General features: G+C 52.3%; 20 protein-coding genes and 1 pseudogene. 8 read left to right on the top strand and 13 right to left on the bottom strand.

The annotated features are described in order from the left end of the window. Positions 1-131: 131 nt before the first annotated feature. Positions 132-764 carry an outer membrane protein OmpW gene (gene ompW, locus L384_RS03825; RefSeq protein ID WP_003856769.1) on the bottom strand — a complete coding sequence of 211 codons (633 nt, stop codon included), beginning with the start codon at positions 762-764 and terminating at the stop codon, positions 132-134. Positions 765-1046: 282 nt separating this feature from the next. Here ompW and L384_RS03820 point away from each other — a divergent pair, with 282 nt between their 5' ends. The 5 genes from L384_RS03820 to yciA all read left to right on the top strand — a co-directional run bounded on the left by L384_RS03820 (position 1047) and on the right by yciA (position 5634). Further along, positions 1047-1451: a YkgJ family cysteine cluster protein gene (locus tag L384_RS03820; RefSeq protein WP_023324802.1), complete on the top strand. Its 405-nt coding sequence runs from the start codon at positions 1047-1049 to the stop codon at positions 1449-1451. A gap of 25 nt (positions 1452-1476) precedes the next feature. After that, the gene (locus L384_RS03815) at positions 1477-2220 is read left to right on the top strand and encodes a YciC family protein (RefSeq protein ID WP_003856765.1); all 744 of its coding nucleotides are present in this window, start codon (positions 1477-1479) and stop codon (positions 2218-2220) included. Between the two features lie 13 nt (positions 2221-2233). Further along, positions 2234-2773, top strand: coding sequence for a septation protein A (locus tag L384_RS03810; protein WP_023324803.1), 540 nt, complete (start codon positions 2234-2236; stop codon positions 2771-2773). A 180-nt stretch (positions 2774-2953) separates the two neighbouring features. After that, the gene (locus L384_RS03805; RefSeq protein ID WP_023324804.1) at positions 2954-5140 is read left to right on the top strand and encodes a TonB-dependent siderophore receptor; all 2187 of its coding nucleotides are present in this window, start codon (positions 2954-2956) and stop codon (positions 5138-5140) included. 98 nt (positions 5141-5238) lie between these two features. Beyond that, a complete protein-coding gene (gene yciA, locus L384_RS03800; protein ID WP_003856759.1) occupies positions 5239-5634 on the top strand; it encodes an acyl-CoA thioester hydrolase YciA in 396 nt (131 codons plus the stop codon). A 38-nt stretch (positions 5635-5672) separates the two neighbouring features. On the opposite strand, the gene tonB is transcribed toward yciA, so the two are convergent. Then, positions 5673-6395, bottom strand: a complete 723-nt coding sequence (gene tonB / locus L384_RS03795) for a TonB system transport protein TonB (RefSeq protein WP_032619568.1) — start codon at positions 6393-6395, stop codon at positions 5673-5675. A 221-nt stretch (positions 6396-6616) separates the two neighbouring features. Here tonB and L384_RS03790 point away from each other — a divergent pair, with 221 nt between their 5' ends. Further along, the gene (locus tag L384_RS03790; RefSeq protein WP_003856755.1) at positions 6617-6913 is read left to right on the top strand and encodes a YciI family protein; all 297 of its coding nucleotides are present in this window, start codon (positions 6617-6619) and stop codon (positions 6911-6913) included. A gap of 33 nt (positions 6914-6946) precedes the next feature. Here the strand turns inward: L384_RS03790 and leuE are convergent, their stop codons facing one another. From leuE to L384_RS22555, 4 genes are all read right to left on the bottom strand, one after another. Next, positions 6947-7582 (bottom strand): leucine efflux protein LeuE, encoded by a 636-nt coding sequence (leuE, locus tag L384_RS03785; protein WP_006810877.1) that lies wholly within the window; start codon positions 7580-7582, stop codon positions 6947-6949. 67 nt (positions 7583-7649) lie between these two features. After that, positions 7650-8060, bottom strand: a complete 411-nt coding sequence (locus L384_RS03780; protein WP_023324805.1) for an Exc2 family lipoprotein — start codon at positions 8058-8060, stop codon at positions 7650-7652. A gap of 11 nt (positions 8061-8071) precedes the next feature. Next, positions 8072-8200 (bottom strand): KPN_01571 family protein, encoded by a 129-nt coding sequence (locus L384_RS22945; protein ID WP_208985927.1) that lies wholly within the window; start codon positions 8198-8200, stop codon positions 8072-8074. A 118-nt stretch (positions 8201-8318) separates the two neighbouring features. After that, positions 8319-8492, bottom strand: a complete 174-nt coding sequence (locus L384_RS22555) for a YciY family protein (RefSeq protein ID WP_017384232.1) — start codon at positions 8490-8492, stop codon at positions 8319-8321. A 143-nt stretch (positions 8493-8635) separates the two neighbouring features. On the opposite strand from L384_RS22555, the gene cls reads away from it, so the two are divergent. Continuing rightward, on the top strand, positions 8636-10096 hold the full coding sequence (gene cls, locus L384_RS03775) for a cardiolipin synthase (RefSeq protein WP_003856750.1): 1461 nt from the start codon (positions 8636-8638) through the stop codon (positions 10094-10096). Positions 10097-10129: 33 nt separating this feature from the next. Beyond that, positions 10130-10459: an HI1450 family dsDNA-mimic protein gene (locus L384_RS03770; protein WP_023324806.1), complete on the top strand. Its 330-nt coding sequence runs from the start codon at positions 10130-10132 to the stop codon at positions 10457-10459. 31 nt (positions 10460-10490) lie between these two features. Here L384_RS03770 and L384_RS03765 read toward each other — a convergent pair. From L384_RS03765 to L384_RS03730, 7 genes and pseudogenes are all read right to left on the bottom strand, one after another. Further along, positions 10491-11358 (bottom strand): annotated as a pseudogene (locus L384_RS03765) (ion transporter). 14 nt (positions 11359-11372) lie between these two features. Beyond that, positions 11373-12377 carry a murein tripeptide/oligopeptide ABC transporter ATP-binding protein OppF gene (gene oppF / locus L384_RS03760; RefSeq protein WP_003856743.1) on the bottom strand — a complete coding sequence of 335 codons (1005 nt, stop codon included), beginning with the start codon at positions 12375-12377 and terminating at the stop codon, positions 11373-11375. Beyond that, entirely contained in the window at positions 12374-13387 is a 1014-nt protein-coding gene (locus L384_RS03755; protein ID WP_003856742.1) for an ABC transporter ATP-binding protein, read from the bottom strand. The genes oppF and L384_RS03755 overlap by 4 nt, the downstream gene beginning before the upstream one ends. A gap of 11 nt (positions 13388-13398) precedes the next feature. Next, a complete protein-coding gene (oppC, locus tag L384_RS03750; protein ID WP_003856740.1) occupies positions 13399-14307 on the bottom strand; it encodes an oligopeptide ABC transporter permease OppC in 909 nt (302 codons plus the stop codon). Between the two features lie 12 nt (positions 14308-14319). Next, positions 14320-15240 carry an oligopeptide ABC transporter permease OppB gene (gene oppB, locus L384_RS03745; protein WP_022651360.1) on the bottom strand — a complete coding sequence of 307 codons (921 nt, stop codon included), beginning with the start codon at positions 15238-15240 and terminating at the stop codon, positions 14320-14322. A gap of 82 nt (positions 15241-15322) precedes the next feature. Beyond that, complete coding sequence (oppA, locus tag L384_RS03740) at positions 15323-16954, bottom strand: oligopeptide ABC transporter substrate-binding protein OppA (RefSeq protein WP_003856736.1); 1632 nt, start codon at positions 16952-16954, stop codon at positions 15323-15325. Positions 16955-17724: 770 nt separating this feature from the next. Further along, positions 17725-18372: a YchE family NAAT transporter gene (locus L384_RS03730; protein ID WP_017384236.1), complete on the bottom strand. Its 648-nt coding sequence runs from the start codon at positions 18370-18372 to the stop codon at positions 17725-17727. Positions 18373-18470: the final 98 nt, after the last annotated feature.

Genomic DNA, 18470 nt, shown 5'->3' on the forward strand with positions numbered 1-18470 from the left:
CGTCGTGAACTGAAACTGTTTACCTGCACAAACCGGACACTCAAATTTGATGTTGGGGATATCCCCTCCAGACAGGTGTGTGGAACAACCACCATACAGCAATCACCGGCTGACAGGGGATATATCTTCTGTCAGAAACGATAGCCTGCTGAGAACATAAATACCCACGGATCCAGACGGGTATTGATACTTTGCTGCTGCCCGCCAGCTTTAAAGCGCACGTCCGTATCAATGTCCATATACCAGACAGAGGCGTTGATCAGCCAGTCACGATTAATCAGATAATCCAGACCAACCTGTCCCGCCATGCCCCACGAGTCTTTCAGGCTGAGATCGGAGAGCCCGGCCTCTTTACCAGTATCGTTAAATTTCTCATCAAAGAAGGTGGTGTAGTTAACGCCTGCACCAATATAAGGGCGCACCTTGCTGCTGGAATCGCCGAAGTACCACTGCGCCATCAGCGTTGGTGGCAAATGGTGCACCGTGGCAATGTCCCCGGTCGGTCCTAAACCGACGCGGTGACGGAATGGCGTGGCGGCTAAAAGCTCGACGCCAATGTTATCCGTTGCCATATACGTAAACGTCAGGCCTAACTGGGTGTTATTGCTAACGTTAAACCCGCCCATACCCAGCACATTGTCGGACCCTTCCGTTGGACGTACCGTTGCCGAACCGGCACGAATAAAGAATTCACCTGCTTCATGCGCGTAAGCGCCGCCAGAGAGACTGCTTAAGATGAGGGCTGCCACCGCTAATTTTTTCATATCCGCTCCATCGTTGTGGTTTTAATTGCGGAGGAGAATATACTCACAAATGAGTAATAAGTGATCTAACACAGATCACATTAAAACCAGTAAGTTAACATTCATTGATCTAGGTTAATTTTTGGTGACGCCTCATAAAGCAATAAGTTGTTACCGCGTCAATTTTTGGCATTTCATGGTTACAAAATTTTCTGTTTTCCCTCTCTTGCGCTTCCTGTAGCGGCTGGATAATTTATCGCTCTCACAATGTGATTTGATGCGTTCTACTTTTGCAGGTGTGCCATGAGTGATCATAACCCGTGCATGACGTGCGGAGCCTGTTGTGCGTATTTTCGAGTCTCTTTCTACTGGGCTGAAGCCAACGATGGCGGCGGCACCGTTCCGGTCGATCTCACTGAACCCTTGACCCCTTTTCTGCGCTGTATGCGCGGCACCAACCAAAAACAGAGCCGCTGTGTGGCACTGGAAGGTGAACCTGGGGTATCCACCCGCTGCTCCATTTACGCGGATCGCCCCAGCCCGTGTCGCACTTTCGCGATGTCGGGAGAGGATGGGCAGGTCAATGAGGCATGCAATCGCGCCCGCGCCCGCTATGGATTACCGCCGCTTTACAAAGATATGCTTTTCCATACAAGCCTTGATGCTGCCACCAGCGTGTTATCCGGTGTACAATTGCCGGCTAATTAACACCTGCAATACTCAAGGAGAGTGCATGTCTATCACGGCGAAGTCTGTCTACCGTGACACGGGAAATTTTTTCCGCAATCAGTTCATTACCTTTTTACTGATCGCGTTGTTGTGCGCCTTTATTACGGTGGTGCTGGGTCATGCGTTCTCACCCAGTGATGAACAGATTGCCACGCTGAGCCAGGGGGATCATCTTGCAGGCAGCGCAGGGTTGTTTGACCTTGTGCAGAATATGACGCCAGAGCAACAGCAAATCTTGCTGCGCGCATCTGCGGCATCTACCTTCTCGGGTCTGATTGGCAACGCCATTCTGGCGGGTGGCGTGTTGCTGATGATCCAACTGGTATCTGCCGGCCAACGCGTCAGCGCGTTACGTGCAATCGGGGCCAGTGCTCCGGTGCTGCCAAAGCTGTTTATCCTCATCTTCCTGACCACGCTGCTGGTCCAGATGGGGATCATGTTGGTGGTCGTGCCGGGCGTGCTGCTGGCTATCGTGCTTTCATTCGCGCCAGTAATGGTTGTGCAGGACAAACTGGGCATTTTCACCGCCATGCGCAGCAGCATCAGGCTCGCATGGGCCAATATGCGACTGGTCGCCCCGGCCGTTATCAGCTGGCTGCTGGCCAAGACTCTGCTGTTGCTGTTTGCGCCGAATTTTGCGGTGTTAACGCCAAATGTCGGAGCGGTTGTCGCCAATACGCTGAGCAATCTGATTTCAGCCGTGCTGCTGGTCTATTTGTTCCGCCTGTACATGTTAATTCGTCAGTAACTGGGATCGCAGAATGAAGCAGTTTCTTGATTTTTTACCGCTGATCGTATTTTTCGCTTTTTATAAGCTGTACGACATTTATGCCGGCACGCTGGCGCTGATTGTGGCAACGGCTGTGGTGCTGATTTACAGCTGGGTTCGCTATCGCAAAGTTGAAAAGATGGCGCTCATCACCTTCCTGATGGTGGCGGTGTTTGGTGGCCTGACGTTGTTCTTCCACAATGATGAATTTATCAAATGGAAGGTCACGGTGATTTACGGCCTGTTTGCGGGCGCACTCCTCATCAGCCAGTGGGTGATGAAGAAGCCGCTGATCCAGCGCATGCTGGGGAAAGAACTGACCTTGCCGCAGGCTGTGTGGGAGCGTCTGAATATCGCCTGGGCGCTATTTTTTATTCTGTGTGGTCTGGCGAATATCTATATCGCATTCTGGCTGCCGCAGAATATCTGGGTCAACTTCAAGGTGTTTGGCCTGACGGCGCTGACCCTTATCTTCACCCTGCTCAGCGGCGTTTATATTTATCGCCACATGCCGCAGGATGACAAGCACTGATCCTTCTGGCCAGATCGCCACGCGGTCTGGCCTCTTTTCCCGCCTTCTCTTTTCTCTACATCCTTCCTGCGAAAATGTCTGAATCATGAAGATTTTATGGAGATTGCTGTCATTTGATTGTAATGAGAATGACTATCATTAATATTCGTCATCGCATTTTTAACAAATGGAAATGAGTTGATGAATAATATAATAAGATTTGCCCCGGCTACACTTACGCTCGCCATTCTTTCAACGCTATACCAGAGCGCGCACGCAGCGGAAGATCCTCTCGCCGATGGTGAAACAATGGTTGTTCAGGCCACCGCTGAAGAGGCGCTGAAGCAACAGCCGGGGGTTTCCATCATCACGGCAAAGGACATAGAAAAGGATCCACCGGTTAACGATCTTTCAGAAATTATTCGCAAAATGCCCGGGGTTAACCTCACCGGAAACAGCGCGACAGGCAGCCGCGGCAACAACCGCCAGATCGATATCCGCGGTATGGGGCCGGAGAACACGCTGATTCTGATTGACGGTGTGCCGGTGACGTCACGTAACTCGGTGCGCTACAGCTGGCGCGGGGAGCGCGACACCCGCGGGGATACTAACTGGGTTCCGCCAGAGATGGTTGAGCGCATTGAAGTGCTCCGGGGACCTGCTGCCGCCCGCTATGGTTCGGGGGCGGCCGGCGGCGTCGTCAACATCATTACCAAACGCCCGACCAACGACTGGCACGGCTCACTCTCCCTGTACACTAACCAGCCTGAAAATGATAAAGAGGGGGCGACAAAACGCGCTAATTTTGATCTGAGCGGCCCTCTTGCGGGCGATGCGTTAACGATGCGCCTGTACGGGAATATCAACAAAACCGACGCAGATGCTCAGGACATCAACACCGCGCAAAACGGCTCTTACGCCGCCGGACGTGAAGGCGTGCGCAACAAGGACATCAATGCCCTGCTCTCCTGGAAACTCACGCCACAGCAGATTATCGATTTCGACTACAGCTACAGCCGCCAGGGCAATATCTACGCGGGTGATACTCAATACAGCAACAGCAACGTCAGCCCTGACGGTCTGGTGTCGTCCCTGTATGGACACGAAACCAACCGAATGTACCGCCAGTCTTATGGCATTACGCACAACGGCATCTGGGACTGGGGTCAGTCAAAGTTCGGTGTCTATTATGAAAAGACCAACAACACCCGCCTGGAAGAAGGCTCTACGGGCAAAGTTGAGGGGATGATCAATAGCGATAAATACGATACCAGCCGGCTGGAGTCATACCGTTCAACGGGTGAACTGAACATTCCTTTCTTCTGGCTGGTCGAACAGACGCTAACCGTGGGTGCAGAATGGAATCGTGATGAACTGAACGATCCGGCCTCAATGCAGGCGACAAATGTGTCGGGAGAAGTGATTAACGGCGTTCCCGGCACGGCTTCTGAGCGCAACAGCAAAAACAGCGCTGACCTCACCGGCATCTATCTTGAGGACAATATTGAAGCGCGTCAGGGCACCAACCTGATCCCGGGGCTCCGCTTTGATTATCACAATCAGTTCGGCAGCAACTGGAGCCCTAGCCTGAACGTCTCTCAGGATTTGGGTGACATGTTCAAGGTTAAAGCGGGTATCGCTCGGGTATTTAAAGCGCCAAACCTGTATCAATCCAGCGAAGGCTATCTGCTTTCCACCCGCGGCAATGGCTGCCCGAACAACGTTTCCGAAGGAAGCTGTTACCTGTTAGGTAACCCGGATCTGGATCCTGAAATCAGCGTGAACAAAGAGATTGGCCTGGCCTTTGCGCTGGAAGGCTACGAGGCGGGCATAACCTGGTTCCGCAACGATTACAAAAACAAGATCGTTTCAGGAACGGACGTGCTGGGCCAGACAAGCAGCGGCGCAAATATCCTTCAGTGGCAGAACGGAGGAAAGGCTGTTGTTGAGGGGCTGGAGGGCAATCTCACCGTCCCGGTTATCCGCGACACGCTAACATGGCGTACCAATGCGACGTATATGATTCAGTCTGAAAGTAAGGACACCGGCAACCCTTTGTCGATTATCCCCAAATATACCGTCAACACCATGCTGGACTGGGAGGTTAACAGCAAGCTTTCAGCCAACGTAAGCTGGACGATGTACGGCCGCCAGAAGCCCAGAGAAAACGCTGAAATCCGCAAAGAGGAAAATGCGATGTCCAACAGAGAGATCGGCGCGTATTCCATCGTGGGTATCGGCAGTAACTATCAGCTGACCAAAAACCTGCGCCTGAATGCCGGCATCAGCAACCTCTTTGACAAGCAGATTTACCGTGAAAATGACGGTGCATCGACCTATAACGAACCAGGCCGTGCGTATTACGCAGGCGTGACCCTGTCCTTCTGACCCTAAGGCGCCTGCTCTGCGGGCGCTAACCCTATTCTCTCCAGCCAGAAATCATAGTAGCATCCCGCCTGAAGTCTTCAGTTACGAGTTTAAAAACAATGACAACAAATGACGCCCCACAGGGCGAACTGGTTTTACGCACACTGGCAATGCCTGCGGATACGAATGCCAATGGCGATATTTTTGGCGGCTGGTTGATGTCGCAGATGGATATGGGCGGTGCAATCCTGGCAAAAGAGATTGCACACGGGCGCGTGGTAACCGTCCGGGTCGATGGCATGACCTTCCTGCGTCCTGTCGCGGTGGGGGACGTGGTGTGCTGTTATGCACGCTGCGTAAAACGCGGCAATACGTCTGTCTCCATCAACATTGAAGTCTGGGTGAAAAAAGTCTCTTCTGAACCGATTGGTCAGCGCTATAAGGCGACGGAGGCATTGTTCATCTATGTGGCGGTGGATAGCGACGGTAAGCCCCGCCAGCTTCCACGGAGCTGATCCTCAGGTAAAAAAAAGCCTCCTTGCGGAGGCTTCTTTTATTCCATCTGTGCCCCGCCGTTCAGGCGGAAGACAATGTTCACAATCAACCCATTGCCGGGTTTACCGGCTTCATAGCGCCACCTGCGCATGGCCGATTTAACTTCACGTTCAAACATATTCGCCGGCTGTGCGGACAGGATTTCCACGTTATCGACACGTCCATCGGCCGTAACGTCGAATTTCACCCGTACACGCCCTTCAATACGTAACGCCTGAGCTCGTGCCGGATACTGCGGCTGGTTACGGCTCAGCGCGCGCGGGCCCGCGGGCGCCGTTACCGTCGGTTTTGTCGCGGTCGTGGTGTTATTCATCAGCGGACGTGACGGGGCGGCATTTTCAACCGGCTGCGTGGCGCGTGGCTCAACCGGACGCACTTCGCGTTTCGGCCGCTCTTCCACCTTTTTGACCGGCTTGGGTTTTGGCTTCGGCTTAGGTTTCGGCTCCGGCTTATGGATCACCACCGGCGCTTCTTTCGGCGGTTCAGGAACCGGCTCTGGCTCCGGCTCGGGTTCAACAACGGGCTGTGGTGGCGGCGGCGCAACCTGCGGCGGCTCAAGATCCGCAGGCGATACCATGGTCACAGAAATTGGCTGTGCTGGCGCCGGCATTTCAATAACCTGATGAACCGAGGTATAGAGCAGTCCCGCCACGACAGCACCGTGAATAACGACAGAAAGCAGCGTCGGCCATGGAAAGCGGCGAGGTAAATCAAGGGTCATCGAAGTCATAATCATCAACGTTAAAAAACCGAACCTCGATTTTAAATGCAAATAGCAATCATATTCAATAAGACACTTTGTCCTGGCGCAATTTAAGCATACATGAGGGCAAAAAAGGGGCATCCAGATCAGGGTTTTAACATTGTTATTATCTTTACATTGCAGTCATTTGTGCTTTCACATAACGTAATTGTCACTTTTACCGGTTAAGGAGCTTTGCCGTGCTTTACGTGATTTACGCTGAAGATGTACCTGATTCTCTGGAAAAACGTCTTTCCGTTCGCCCTGCCCATCTGGCGCGTTTACAGTTGCTACAGGATGAAGGTCGGTTGCTGACCGCAGGCCCGATGCCTGCCGTTGACAGCAACGATCCGGGCGCGGCGGGTTTTACCGGCTCCACGGTGATTGCCGAGTTTGAATCTCTTGAAGCCGCGCAGGCCTGGGCAGAAGCAGACCCGTACGTCGCAGCCGGCGTGTACGAGAAAGTCACGGTTCGTCCGTATAAAAAAGTATTCTGAAACGAAAGGCTCCCTCGGGAGCCTTTTCTTCATTCAGTGCAGCGACGCCAGCCTCGCCGCAAATCCGACAAACAGCAGACCTATCAGCCCGTTCCCCAGCTTCGCCAGTTTCTTTTTGGTTTTGAGGTAACGCGTGACAAACGCGCCTGAGAAAATCAGGAAGCTCATGTACATGAAGCTGATCAGCTCAAGCGTTGTGGCGAGGATCAGGAACGACGTGCCGGTATTCTTCGCATTGACATCAATGAACTGTACGAAGAACGACACGTAAAAGAGAATCGCTTTCGGGTTCGTCAGGCTCAGCACCAGCGAACGCTTAAGGATTGCGCTTGCCGGTTCGGCGCTACTTTCGTGCGCATTTTTTTGACGCGTCATAACGGACCAGAGCATTTTCCCGCCCAGCCACAGCAGATAAAACGCGCCCAGATAGCGGACAATATTAAATAATACCGGAGTGGTCTGGATCAACGCGGCGACGCCCGCCCAGGCCAGAAACATCAGCACGGCATCACCAATAAACACACCGGTGGCTGCCAGATAGCCTTTCTTAACGCCGTGGCCAATCCCTGTTTTCAGCACAAACAAGGTGTTCGGTCCTGGAACCAGCACGATAAAAAATGCGCCGACAACATAGGTCCAGAAATTCAGTACACCAAACTCCGCAAACACGTCTCACTCCTTTCGCTCAAAAACAGCGGGGATACCGGTAATTACGGTATCCCCTTAATCAGTTGCGCTATTGTACGCCGTTATAGCCATCAAGATAAGTCGCGGCCAGTTCGTTGCCAAATAATATGGCGTCTTTACTGTCCATGTCCGATGACCATTTATCCTTCGTGTTGCCTGCGAACAATTCCTGAGACATCGCATTTTCTTTTAGCTGATCGCGAATGCTTTGTGCGTATTCACTGGCTTCAGCCTGAGTCCGCCCTTCCGCGCGGTCAGCTTTGCCCCGGGCATAAAGCTCGCGGAACTGCGCCACGTTCAGCTGATAATTTTTCTGCACGCTGGAGGTGTAATTGCCGCCAGTAAAGCTGGACTGATGCGACACGAAATAAAACGCGTGCCGTTCGGGTGAGGTTTTGCTGCTGGCACAACCGCTTAATATCGCAATCCCAAAGAGTGCTGCCATTACTTTTCCGTTCATCCTTTTTTCCTTTAATAAAGCCAATGTATTCCCCATGCGAAAACATAATCTGCCAATGAGGAAAATGACGAAAGTCCTAAATCTTCTCTGAGCGCATCCAGCGCCAAAAGTACAATAAAAATCCAGAGATAAGGATTCATCTTTTAATATCATGACGTTATGGGGACTTAGTATATCGCGGAAAGCAAACGGAAGGAGACTGCAAAAATTGATAGCCTGGATGTTTAATGGGCACCTTTACGGTGCCCTTCATGCTTTTCAGATGTCCTGGACTGCGAACAACAGCGCGTTACGGTGTCTGTTCAGGCCACATTTTCTGATGGCGTGGATACGCATATTGCGGCGGGATTGTGCTTCCAGCCAACGAGCCTTACGACGACTCACCTGTCGCAACATGCGCCAGCGCCCAACTTCAGTTCTACTGCGCTTCATGTCTACAACTCTTTCTCTAACAGAGATGCCATTATATGCCTAAGCAGACGGCAAACCAGCGCTTTTATCTGCCGTTTTTATTTGCCAGATGAATCCTGATGCGTAAACTCATAACAATACGCTTTCAAAAGGATTTTTTATTTATGACAACCTTCTACACCGTGGTGAGTTGGCTGGTCATTTTAGGATACTGGCTGTTAATTGCCGGGGTGACGTTGCGCATTCTGATGAAACGCAGAGCGGTACCTTCCGCCATGGCCTGGCTTCTGATTATCTACATTCTGCCGCTGGTGGGCATCATCGCCTATCTCTCTTTCGGTGAACTTCATCTGGGTAAACGCCGCGCCGAACGCGCCCGCGCCATGTGGCCCTCCACGGCGAAATGGCTTGCCGACCTTAAAGCCTGCAAGCATATCTTCGCTGAAGAGAACAGTAGCGTGGCCGCATCTCTGTTCAAGCTGTGCGAACGCCGCCAGGGGATTGCTGGGGTAAAAGGTAATCAACTGCAACTGATGACCTCTTCCGATGATGTGATGCAGGCGCTGATCCGTGATATCCAGCTCGCACGGCATAATATCGAGATGGTGTTTTATATCTGGCAGCCGGGCGGCATGGCGGACCAGGTCGCCGAATCACTAATGGCCGCTGCACGTCGCGGTATCCACTGCCGCCTGATGCTGGACTCCGCCGGCAGCGTGGCCTTTTTCCGTAGCCCGTGGGCAGGCATGATGCGCAACGCCGGTATCGAGGTGGTCGAGGCGCTGAAAGTGAATCTTTTCCGCGTCTTTCTGCGCCGCATGGATCTCCGCCAGCACCGGAAAATGGTTCTGATCGATAACTATATCGCCTACACCGGCAGCATGAACATGGTTGACCCCCGCTTCTTCAAGCAGGATTCCGGCGTGGGGCAATGGATCGATCTGATGGCGCGGATGGAGGGACCGATCGCGACCTCAATGGGCATCGTCTACTCCTGCGACTGGGAAATTGAAACCGGGAAACGCATTCTTCCCCCGCCGCCGGATGGCAATATCATGCCGTTTGAGGAAGCCAGCGGGCACACTATCCACACTATCGCCTCCGGTCCTGGCTTCCCGGAAGATCTGATCCATCAGGCACTGCTGACCGCCGCGTACTCCGCGCGGGAATATCTGATCATGACCACGCCCTATTTCGTTCCCAGCGACGATCTTCTGCATGCCATCTGTACAGCGGCACAGCGCGGAGTGGATGTGAGCATTATTATGCCACGCAAGAACGATTCGCTGCTGGTCGGGTGGGCAAGCCGCGCGTTCTTTAGTGAGCTGCTGGCCGCAGGCGTTAAAATTTATCAGTTCGAAGGCGGGCTGTTACACACCAAGAGCGTGCTGGTGGACGGAGAGCTGAGCCTGGTGGGTACCGTCAACCTCGATATGCGCAGTCTGTGGCTGAATTTTGAAATTACGCTGGTCATTGATGACGCCGGGTTCGGTGGCGATCTGGCGGCGGTTCAGGACGATTATATCTCCCGCTCACGCCTGCTGGACGCCAGACTGTGGGCGAAACGTCCGCTCTGGCAGCGAATTGCCGAACGACTGTTTTACTTCTTTAGCCCGTTGCTGTAAAACGTGCCCAACGATGTTTAACAGGTAGTCATCATGGAAATGGATCTGAACAATCGCCTGACCGAAGACGAAACGCTCGAACAGGCCTACGATATTTTTCTCGAGCTGGCGGTCGATAATCTCGACCCTGCTGACGTCATTCTTTTCAACCTGCAATTTGAAGAGCGTGGCGGTGCTGAGCTGTTCGATCCGGCTGAAGACTGGGCCGAACACGTCGATTTTGATCTCAACCCGGACTTCTTCGCAGAGGTGGTGATTGGCTTGGCAGATGAAGACGGCGGAGAAATTAACGACATCTTTGCCCGCGTCCTGCTGTGCCGCGAGAAAGATCACAAACTGTGCCATATTCTCTGGCGCGATTAATAAAAAAGGCTGCCCGCGCAGCCTTTTTTATTTAATCCGGTAAGGCATTTCCACAGCGGTGACAAAACCGCGCGCCGGGTTCATGATTCCCCTGCTGACAATTCGGACATTTGCGTTGCTGCTTGCTGTTCTGGAAGGCGCTGCTCATATGGGTGGTAATTAACCCCGTTGGTATCGCTATTACTGAATAGCCGATCAGTATAAGAACCGATGCCACAATACGTCCGAGCGGCGTATGCGGGGTAATATCGCCATAGCCCACGGTGGTCACCGTGACGATAGCCCAGTAAACAGACGCATTAAGTGTGGTAAACCCGTATTTTGGCCCTTCGATTAAATACATCAGGGAGCCAAAAACGATCATCACGATAGCAATAAACGAATAGAAGAGAATCAGCTGGTGGCGGGCGCTGACAATGGCGACCCAAAAAACCCGCAGCGACGGCATAAAGCGCAGCAGTTTGAGTATTCGTAACACACGAATCGCCCGCATTGCACGCCAGGCAAACACATAATTCAGGCTGATCTCAGGCCACAGCCACATGACATACAGCGGCAGGATGGTGGCTAAATCAATAAACCCCCAGAAGCTGAAAACGTATTTCGCCGGATTTGGCCAGCTAATGACCCTCAGCACATATTCCGCGGTAAACACCAGCGTGACAATCAATTCCAGCCAGACGAAAACGTGCCACTCCTCATACGTCATATGGTACTGCGTTCCGGCGCCGGATTCGATAAAGATAATAATGACGCTAATCAGGGCAAATAAACCACAAAGGCCTTCGAAACGGCGACCGGAAACCGTCTCAGGATCAAATAAAAGGTGATACAGCCGCTGACGGGCCGACGTGAATAATCGCGACACATTAACCTCGAAAAATAAGGGCTGACATCATGTCAGCCCTTGCGATTATAACGGGTCTACTTTCAGGCAGGAAACCGCATGTCGGAAACTGCCCTCCAGAACCGGCCGTGTTTTTGCACATTCCGGCCCGGCTATTGGGCATCGCGTACGGAATACGCAGCCTGAAGGCGGGTTGATTGGCGAAGGCAGTTCACCTTCCAGAAGCTGAATGGTTTTATTTTTTTCCAGATCGGGATCCGGAACGGGAACCGCAGACATCAGCGCTTTGGTATAAGGGTGCAGCGGATTGTGGTACACCTCATCATACGTACCCAGCTCCACGGCGTGGCCCAGATACATGACCAGCACACGGTCCGAAATGTGTTTTACCACCGCCAGATCGTGGGCGATGAAGATCAGCGACAGCCCCATTTCCCGTTGCAGTTTCTGTAGCAGGTTAACCACCTGGGCCTGGATGGAGACGTCCAGCGCCGAAACCGGCTCGTCACAGATAATCAGTTTTGGTTCAAGGATCAACGCGCGTGCGATACCGATACGCTGGCACTGACCGCCGGAAAACTCATGTGGGTAGCGGTTGATGAGGTTAGGCAACAGACCCACCTTGAGCATCATCGCTTTCACCCGATCGCGAACTTCCTGGCGCGGCATCTTCGGATGATAGGTGCGCAGCGGCTCGGCAATGATTTCGCCAATGGTCATACGCGGGTTCAGGGATGCCAGCGGATCCTGGAAAATCATCTGGATGTCGCTGCGCACGTCGCGCCATTCATCCGGCTTCATCCCCAGCAGATCTTTGCCAAGCCAGGCCACTTTCCCGTCGGTGGCTTTCACCAGGCCGATGATCGCACGCGCAAATGTCGATTTGCCGCAGCCAGATTCACCCACCACGCCCAGGGTCTCCCCTTCGTACAGGCGTAGCGTGACGCCATCCACCGCTTTCAGGGTTTTGGCAGGCTGCCAGAACCACTGTTTACCGTCTTTGATATCGAAATGGACCTTCAGGTCAGCGATTTCGAGCAGCACATTTCTTTTTTCGTCGATTGCGTTCATACCAGCTCCTCCAGCGGCTTAAAGCAGGCGCGCAGACGGCCTGGGACAAACGCTTCCAGCGGCGGTGCGCTGTTACAGATTTCCATCGCATGCGGACAACGCGGCTGGAACGGACAGCCTTTTGGCAGACGCAGCAGGTTTGGCGGGTTACCCGGGATAGTCAGCAGCGACTCCCCTTCCGCATCAAGGCGCGGTACGGCATTCAGCAACCCGATAGAGTACGGATGGGCTGGCTGGTAGAACACATCGCGGGCATTACCGTATTCCATCGTGCGGCCTGCATACATGACTAACACTTTGTCGCAGATCCCGGCAACGACGCCTAAATCGTGGGTGATCATGATGATGGCGGTGTTGAACTCGCGCTTCAGCTCGTTCAGCAACGTCATGATCTGCGCCTGGACGGTCACGTCCAGAGCGGTGGTCGGTTCATCAGCGATCAGCAGTTTTGGCCGACAAAGCAATGCCATCGCGATCATGACGCGCTGGCGCATACCGCCGGAGAATTCGTGCGGATACATGCGCATGCGCTTACGTGCCTCAGGCATTTTCACCGCATCCAGCATTTTGACGGACTCTTCAAACGCTTCGGCTTTACCCAGCCCCTTGTGGAGCATCAGCACTTCCATCAGCTGTTCGCCCACACGCATATAGGGGTTCAGGGACGTCATCGGATCCTGGAAAATCATTGAAATCTGCTCCGCGCGCAGCTTATTCAGCTCATGTTCCGGCAAATTCAGGATCTCTTTTCCGTTAAACGTCGCCGAACCACCGATCACGCCGTTTGATGCCAGCAGGCCCATCAGCGCGAATGCGGTCTGGGATTTACCGGAACCGGATTCGCCCACAATGCCCAGCGTTTCACCGGCACGCAGGTCGAAGTTGAGATCGTTAACGGCAGTAACATCACCGTCGGGGGTTTTAAACGTCACGCGGAGGTCTTTAACGTCCAGCAGTGCGCTGGTCCGCTGTTGCGCCTGTGGCGCGGTTGCCGTTTCAATAATAGTCATGACGGCGCTCCTTAACGGTCTTTCGGGTCGAGGGCATCACGCAGGCCATCGCCGATAAAGTTGAAACAGAACAGGGTGACGACCAGGAAGCCCGCCGGATACAGCAGTAACCACGGTGACACTTCCATGGAGTTTGCGCCATCACTTAACAGAGCGCCCCAGCTACTCAGCGGCTCTTGCGTACCTAATCCCAGGAAGCTCAGGAAAGATTCAAACAGGATCATACTTGGCACCAACAGGGAGGCGTATACCACCACCACGCCCAGCACGTTAGGAACGATATGACGCACCACAATATTGGCGGTAGAAACGCCACCAACCTGTGCGGCTTCGATAAACTCCTTACGTTTGAGGCTCAGCGTCTGGCCGCGCACAATACGCGCCATATCCAGCCAGGACACCATCCCGATCGCCACGAAGATCAGCAGGATATTTTGACCAAAGAAGGTCACCAGCAGAATGACGAAGAACATGAACGGGAAGGAGTTCAGGATTTCTAGCAGACGCATCATCACGGAGTCTACTTTCCCGCCGAGGTATCCGGAAAGCGAACCGTAAAGCGTGCCGACGATCACCGCCACCAGCGCCGCCGCGATGCCAACCATCAGGGAGATACGGCCGCCAATCGCCACTCGCACCAGCAAATCACGCCCGGAAGAGTCGGTACCGAAATAGTGCCCGGATTCCATATCCGGCGCGCTGGACATCATGCCCCAGTCCGTATCGAAATAGGTGAACTGAGAGAGCATTGGCGCCAGGGTGACAAACAGCGCAATAAGCACCAGCACGACCAGGCTGGCAACGGCGGCGCGGTTATGCATAAAACGACGGCGGGCGTCCTGCCAAAGGCTACGACCTTCAACCTCCAGCTTTTCACTGAAGTTTTCCAGCGCCTCGCTGTTTTTCTTACTCAACATCATGGCGTGCTCCAGTTAGTAACGGATTTTAGGGTCGATAACGGCATACAGCACATCGACAACGGCATTAAACAGAATGGTCAGCGCGCCCACGAGGATCGTCAGGCTCAGCACCAGCGAATAGTCACGGTTAAGCGCCCCGTTAACAAACAGCTGCCCGATGCCCGGCAGGCCATAAATGGTTTCAATCACCATTGAACCGGTGATAATGCCGACGAAAGCAGGCCCCATATAGGAGAGTACCGGTAACAGTGAAGGCTTGAGGGCATGACGGAAAATAATCCGGCGCATCGGCAGCCCTTTCGCACGGGCGGTACGGATGAAGTTCGAATGCAGGACTTCAATCATTGAACCGCGGGTAATACGGGCGATACTGGCGATGTAGGCCAGAGATAATGCCACCATCGGCAATATCATGAACTTCAGCGCCCCGCCGTTCCAGCCGCCTCCGGGAAGCCATTTCAGGGTTATGGCGAATATCATGACCAGCAACGGCGCAACAACGAAGCTGGGGATAACCACCCCGGTCATTGCGACCCCCATTACGGCGTAATCCCATCGGGTATTTTGTTTAAGCGCGGCGATAACGCCCGCAGTGACACCGAGAACAACGGCCAGGATAAATGCAGCAGCTCCTAATTTAGCCGATACCGGGAAGCTGGACGCCACCAGGTCGTTAACGGAATAGTCTTTATATTTAAATGACGGACCAAAATCACCGTGTGCAAGCTGCTTCAGATAGTTGAAGTACTGCGTGGTGATAGGATCGTTTAAATGGTATTTCGCTTCGATGTTGGCCATAACTTCTGGCGGAAGCGTGCGTTCACCGGTAAAAGGACTGCCCGGTGCAAGACGCATCATGAAGAAGGAAATTGTAATTAGAATAAATAACGTTGGAATCGCTTCAAGACAGCGACGCAGGATAAATTTCAACATTGCCCGTACCTTCTGGCGTGTGCCTGATGAATGTTACAAAATAGACACAGTGGGGCAAGCTCGCTCGCCCCACGTATTGCCATTAATGCTTGATAATATAAAGATTCTTAACGGAAATATTATCCAACGGGTCTTTACCGGTATAACCCCCTACCCATGGTTTCACCAGGCGGGCGTTAACGTAGTAGTAAACCGGAACGATCGCAGAGTCTTTATCGAGCTGTTGTTCTGATTTCGCGTACAGATCGGCGCGCTGGGCGTCATCTGCCACCTTCAGGGTTTCGCCAATAAGCTTATCAAACGCCGGGCTCTTATAGTGTGCGGTGTTGTTCGAACTGTCGCTCAGCATGGTGTTCAGGAATGAGGTCGGTTCGTTATAGTCCGCACACCATCCTGCACGTGCCACGTCAAAGGTTCCCTGGTGGCGCGTATCGAGGAAGGTCTTCCATTCCTGGTTTTCCAGCTTCACATTCACGCCGAGGTTTTTCTTCCAGATAGACGCGACGGCAATAGCCAGTTTTTTATGCAGATCGGAGGTGTTGTACAGCAGGCTAAAGGTCAGCGGCTTGTCGGCGGTATAGCCAGCTTCAGCCAGCAGTTTTTTCGCTTCTTCGTTACGTTTTTCCTGGGACCATTTGAACCATTCAGGTTCAACCAGCTTCATACCGTCGGTGTAAGGCGGGGTGTAGCTGTAAGCCGGCAGGTCGCCCTGATTCTTCACTTTATTCACGATAATGTCGCGATCCAGAGCCAGCTTCAGTGCGGTACGAACACGTACGTCGGTGAACGGTGCTTTCTGGTTGTTAATTTCGTAATAGTAGGTGCACAGATACGGATCGACGTGAACTTCTTTCGGGATCTCTTTTTTCAGCTTCTGGAACAGTTCAATCGGCATGTTGTTATAGGTCATGTCGATTTCACCACTGCGGTAGCGGTTTACGTCCGTCACTTCAGAAGAGATTGGCAGGTAGGTGACCTGATTGATAACGGTCTTCGCATTATCCCAATACTGCGGGTTGCGCTCCAGCACCATACGTTCGTTAACGACCCAGTCCTTCAGCTTATATGCACCGTTGGTCACGATATTCGCAGGCTGCGTCCATTTTTCACCAAATTTTTCTACCGCGGATTTTGGTACCGGGGAGACGGACGGGTGAACCAGCAGCTTATAGAAGTACGGAACAGGTTCGCTCAACGTCACTTCAAAGGTATTGGCATCGATGGCTTTTACGCCCAGGTCGGTTACTGGCTTTTTACCCGTGATGATGTCATCGATATTGGCAATATGGCCATACTGGAGGTAACTCGCATACGGGGAGGCGGTATTTGGATCCGCCAGACGCTGCCAGCTATAGACGAAATCTTCGGCGGTAACCGGCGTACCGTCGGACCATTTGGCATCTTTACGCAGATGGAAGGTCCAGACTTTAAAATCTTTGTTGTCCCATTTTTCCGCCACGCCCGGAGCCGGGTGGCCGTCTACGTCAGTCACCAGCAGACCTTCAAACAGATCGCGGTTAACGTTAGACTCTGGAACACCTTCAATTTTGTGCGGATCAAGAGACTGCACTTCCGCACCGTTATTACGTACCAGCGTTTGCTTCTCAGCCAGCTGAACACCAGCAGGAACGTCCGCAGCCATTGCAGCGTTGCCCGCGATTAGCGCAGTTAAAATCCCCGCCGCTACCAGACTTTTTTTTGTGATGATGGACATTGTGTTGATACTCCACTCATTATAATGACTGGCCTTCGCCAGTTGTGTAATCCCCTGTTGGGGCCTGTACAGCGCAGGAGTTTTTTTTGCTACTGTCAGGTTCTTTTTTTACTTCTTGCTATCACCGACTTCATTATTACTGACCGCTCGAACGGCGGTCTTGCGTCGATTCTTTACACCGCTCCCCTGTCAGAGAGATGCGTTGGATATCTTACGTGAGGGCTATATGAAAATAGTTCTCATCAACTTGTTTAATGCTGCAAAATATAAGGCCGGAAAGTACCAAATGGTGCCAACTCTCGCCAATACATTTTGCAAATTTGTTAAGCATTTCTCTTTTACGATGGCTGGCATAACTAAGGCGCCAACCCTGGCTTACGCCGAAATCAACAAAAAGATATATAATTCATACAGATAAGAAATTTTGTTGCTCCAAACGCGACGACATGGCTTAGTTGAACGACTTTTCACGATAATTTAACAATTGATTATTATTTAGCACATTCGTCTGAGTCAGCATCGAAATTACTAATATCATTTCGGTTATCTGTCAGCAAGCCCCAGAGTATCATGTGAGTAAAATAACAGAGGGTTTGAGGGATTTATGCGCGGCAAGGGGAAATGAAAATAAACAACCTCTTGAAAAACAACAAAAGAGAGTTATTAGTAGAACTTATTATGACTGGCGCCTATTTCAACTTTATTTATATGATTTGCAGATAATCACGTAAAAAAAACGGAGCCGCTGGCTCCGCTCTTTCAAATGAAAGTCAGTGTACTAACCCGGGGAAAATACTTTTTATACCGGTAACGATAAATTCGATGCCCAACGCCATTAACAACAGACCCATGATACGGGTAATCACGTTGATGCCCGTTTGTCCCAGCAAGCGAACCAGCCATGGCGCCATACGAAATACGCCCCAGCAGCACAGCGCGAACAGCGCAATGGCGACGGAAAAGCCAATCAGGTGCATCAGGCTGTGGTAGCGCGTTCCCCAGACAATGGTGGAACTGATCGCCCCCGGGCCCGCCATCAGCGGCAGTGCCAGTGGCACAACCCCAATGCTCTCGCGGATAGCTGTCTCTGATTTTTCCTGTTTGTTCTGTTTATCCTCCCCCAGCTTGCCGCTGATCATCGACATGGCAATCGTCACCACCAGGATCCCGCCTGCTATACGGAACGAATCAATCGAGATGCCGAAGACCTGAAGAATGGCGTCCCCGAGATAAAGAGACGTAAGTAGGATGATCGCCACCGACAGGTTTGCCGTCAGGTTGGTTTTATTTCGTGCCGCAGCCGTCTGATAGCTGGTCATACTGATGAAGACAGGGATGATCCCTACCGGGTTAACCAGAGCAAACAAGCCGATAAAAAACTTGAAATATGTAGGGAAATCAAAGAGCGTTTGAATCACATTAAGCTCCGCAATTGAGCATGTCCAGGGAGAAACTGCATGTCATGATAAATCCGCGCTGAAGATACGCTTTTTAGCCGCACACTTCACCAGAAATC

The organism is Enterobacter sp. MGH 38, from assembly GCF_000492855.1.
In the GTDB taxonomy this organism is placed as follows: Bacteria; Pseudomonadota; Gammaproteobacteria; order Enterobacterales; family Enterobacteriaceae; genus Enterobacter; species Enterobacter hormaechei_C.

Excerpts from the sequence above, each read along its gene's own strand:
- oppA (WP_003856736.1), bottom strand. The coding sequence starts at position 16,954 with ATGTCCATCATCACAAAAAAAAGTCTGGTAGCGGCGGGGATTTTAACT.
- cls (WP_003856750.1), top strand. The coding sequence starts at position 8,636 with ATGACAACCTTCTACACCGTGGTGAGTTGGCTGGTCATTTTAGGATAC.
- L384_RS03770 (WP_023324806.1), top strand. The coding sequence starts at position 10,130 with ATGGAAATGGATCTGAACAATCGCCTGACCGAAGACGAAACGCTCGAA.
- oppC (WP_003856740.1), bottom strand. The coding sequence starts at position 14,307 with ATGATGTTGAGTAAGAAAAACAGCGAGGCGCTGGAAAACTTCAGTGAA.
- yciA (WP_003856759.1), top strand. The coding sequence starts at position 5,239 with ATGACAACAAATGACGCCCCACAGGGCGAACTGGTTTTACGCACACTG.
- ompW (WP_003856769.1), bottom strand. The coding sequence starts at position 764 with ATGAAAAAATTAGCGGTGGCAGCCCTCATCTTAAGCAGTCTCTCTGGC.
- oppF (WP_003856743.1), bottom strand. The coding sequence starts at position 12,377 with ATGAACGCAATCGACGAAAAAAGAAATGTGCTGCTCGAAATCGCTGAC.
- L384_RS03780 (WP_023324805.1), bottom strand. The coding sequence starts at position 8,060 with ATGAACGGAAAAGTAATGGCAGCACTCTTTGGGATTGCGATATTAAGC.
- L384_RS03810 (WP_023324803.1), top strand. The coding sequence starts at position 2,234 with ATGAAGCAGTTTCTTGATTTTTTACCGCTGATCGTATTTTTCGCTTTT.
- L384_RS22945 (WP_208985927.1), bottom strand. The coding sequence starts at position 8,200 with ATGAATCCTTATCTCTGGATTTTTATTGTACTTTTGGCGCTGGATGCG.
- L384_RS03820 (WP_023324802.1), top strand. The coding sequence starts at position 1,047 with ATGAGTGATCATAACCCGTGCATGACGTGCGGAGCCTGTTGTGCGTAT.
- L384_RS22555 (WP_017384232.1), bottom strand. The coding sequence starts at position 8,492 with ATGAAGCGCAGTAGAACTGAAGTTGGGCGCTGGCGCATGTTGCGACAG.
- L384_RS03815 (WP_003856765.1), top strand. The coding sequence starts at position 1,477 with ATGTCTATCACGGCGAAGTCTGTCTACCGTGACACGGGAAATTTTTTC.
- L384_RS03805 (WP_023324804.1), top strand. The coding sequence starts at position 2,954 with ATGAATAATATAATAAGATTTGCCCCGGCTACACTTACGCTCGCCATT.
- L384_RS03755 (WP_003856742.1), bottom strand. The coding sequence starts at position 13,387 with ATGACTATTATTGAAACGGCAACCGCGCCACAGGCGCAACAGCGGACC.
- tonB (WP_032619568.1), bottom strand. The coding sequence starts at position 6,395 with ATGACCCTTGATTTACCTCGCCGCTTTCCATGGCCGACGCTGCTTTCT.
- oppB (WP_022651360.1), bottom strand. The coding sequence starts at position 15,240 with ATGTTGAAATTTATCCTGCGTCGCTGTCTTGAAGCGATTCCAACGTTA.